The sequence below is a fragment of the Phyllobacterium sp. P5_D12 genome (genome assembly GCF_054049495.1).
In genome coordinates this window covers 1-2505 of record NZ_JBFUMG010000607.1, presented here as the reverse complement: position 1 = coordinate 2505, position 2505 = coordinate 1, and the positions used below count along the sequence as shown (strand labels likewise).

General features: G+C 53.5%; 3 protein-coding genes. All 3 read right to left on the bottom strand.

Going from position 1 to position 2505, the window contains the following annotated elements:
• Positions 1-531 precede the first annotated feature (531 nt).
• Positions 532-900 (bottom strand): response regulator transcription factor, encoded by a 369-nt coding sequence (locus ACXJ5O_RS24165; protein WP_112528195.1) that lies wholly within the window; start codon positions 898-900, stop codon positions 532-534.
• A gap of 101 nt (positions 901-1001) precedes the next feature.
• Positions 1002-1631 (bottom strand): response regulator transcription factor, encoded by a 630-nt coding sequence (locus tag ACXJ5O_RS24160; RefSeq protein WP_271899242.1) that lies wholly within the window; start codon positions 1629-1631, stop codon positions 1002-1004.
• Positions 1631-2392: a sensor histidine kinase gene (locus ACXJ5O_RS24155; protein WP_457302124.1), complete on the bottom strand. Its 762-nt coding sequence runs from the start codon at positions 2390-2392 to the stop codon at positions 1631-1633. Before ACXJ5O_RS24155 ends, ACXJ5O_RS24160 begins: the two co-directional genes overlap by 1 nt.
• Positions 2393-2505: the final 113 nt, after the last annotated feature.

Genomic DNA, 2505 nt, shown 5'->3' with positions numbered 1-2505 from the left:
CCCAAGGTTACAATCCAGCCCGGGTTCTCTTCGACCGTTGTGGCCTCCGGCTTATCCGCAGCTACGGAGGCCGTGGCGGACGAGAGTGTCACCATCACGCCGACCAATTGCATCGCTCGGGTTCTCACGCTCACTCGATCAACGAACAGTGCCATCTAGTCCCACCCCTCACACTGCATTCTGCCAATTTGGATCGCCAAGATATAGTCTACCAGGAATCATGAAAGCCAAGCCAGCGTTCTAGTACCTCAAAAGATACGGTCCATAGTATAGAAAATCAAAGTTTTAATATTGGCGATTATGTCAAGTTGATAACTGGCGTCTGTTCACGCGTTGCAGATGGATTCATGACAGGATTTCCAAATGGTTCCGTCGCCAACCGATTGCTTACAGTTCGCCCGGCATGGTGTTCAACGGCCGCCATTTCGACCAGTTCGTGATCTTGCTGTGTGTGCGCTGGTATCTGTCGGTGCGTACGTTGTCACGGCACCTATGTGGTGGCTATGGCACGGTTTCTTTGGTTGGTATGCACTACACAGCCAGAGCGTGCTCAATGCAATCAATCATGGCCTGGCTTTCGAAAGGTTTGCGGAAAAACCCTTTGGCACCTGCCGCCATCAACCGTTTGTGTATGCGTTCATCCTCGAATGCGGTGATGAAGATGACCGGCGTGCCTACACCAATATTTCGCAGGATCTGGAACAACTCCACTCCACCAATTCCGTCCATTTGCACGTCGGTTATCAGGCAGTCGATCTCAATAAGCCCCCGTTGCGCTAGGAATGATTCTGCGGAAGCAAATGTATGGACATTGAGCCCATGTGAGCTGATCAAATTCTCCATGGCATCGCGCAGTGACGCGTCGTCCTCGACGACGACTATGGATTTCAAACGGTGCACCAGAAAACCTTTATGACGGTACTAAAAGTCTGTAACTATCAGCTGGTTACATGCACCATTGAGAGACTAGATGATATCATACAGAAGTTTAGGTTCTGGCATCACGTGTTTAAGCCGGGTCGAAGCGCCTCGTAGGCCTTGACCAGTTCCGCGAGAGTTCGCACACCCATCTTTTCCATCAGATGGCCGCGATGGATCTTTACAGTTATCTCGCTCACACCAAGTTTGCCTGCGATCTGCTTGTTCATAAGGCCGCTCGTTACCAGGGCGATTACCTCACGCTCCCGGCTCGTCAGGCTTTCATACCGCGCCATCAGCGCGGACAGTTCGCCTTCGCTCGTCCGGCGGCTTCGATCCAGTGCCAATGCATTCGAGACCGCATCCAGCATGTCCTGATCCCGAAATGGCTTCGTAAGAAAGTCGATGGCCCCGGCCTTCATCGCTCGCACTGACATGGGGACATCACCGTGACCGGTCATGAAGATAATAGGGATATTGTTCCCAAGCTTCGCTAGCTGGTTCTGAAAATCGAGTCCGCTGACGCCTGGCAGGCGAATATCGAGGACGAGGCAACTTTCGGCGGAAACTTTGGCAGGACGGGCAAGGAGTTCTGCGGTGGACCCGAACAGTTCCACACGGATACCGACCGATTCGAAAAGATTGCGTAGCGCTTCCCGCAAATGCACATCATCGTCAACCACATAGACGATCGGCGTCGTGAGCACGGCCATCACCCGACCTCCTTAATAAATGGAATTGTGACTTCGAACGTGGTGCCAGCTCCCGGTTCGGAAGTTGCATTTATGCTCCCGCCATGGGCGGTCAAGATTGAACGGCAAATTGACAAGCCCATACCCATTCCGTCGGGCTTCGTCGTATAAAACGGGTCAAACAGTCTATCGCGGACTTCAGGCGGGATGCCAGGGCCAGTGTCCTGGATTCGCAACACGACGGCGGCTTCCTCTGAGAACGACTTCACCAGAAGCTCCCTCCTTCCGCCGGGAGCGTGCGCCATCGCTTGAATGGCATTCAAAATCAGATTCAGGACGACTTGCTGTAGCTGTACCCTGTCCCCATGAATCTCCGGGAGATGGTCTGCGAGGTCAAATCTTGATGTCACTTGATTGACATCAATTTCGCGTTGCAGCAATGCGACTGTTTCCTCGGCGACCTCATTGAGATTAACGTTGACCGGGTTCGGCGACGACTTCACCGATAAACCGCGTAAATGCTTGATGACCTCGCTGGCGCGGGTAGCGTCGGCGACCATTCCCTCGATCGAAGATTCGACTTTTTTCAGATCGGGCACGTCCCTTCTGAGCCACCGCAAGCCGGCTCCTCCGTTGGTGACCACGGCGGCTAAAGGCTGATTGAGTTCATGAGCGATCGAGACCGTTAATTCGCCAAGGGTCGCGATCCGGGTGACATGGGCCAGCTGGCTTCGTGCAACATCGAGTTCGTTCTCTGCTTCCCGTCTCGCGGTAACGTCCATTATGCTGATCAGAACCATGTCGAGAGTTGGGCGATCCGGCGGTACGGCAACATTATAAAGAAAGATGAGTTGGCGGCCCTGTGACGTTCTTAGGCGGCCCTGTGACGTTCTTA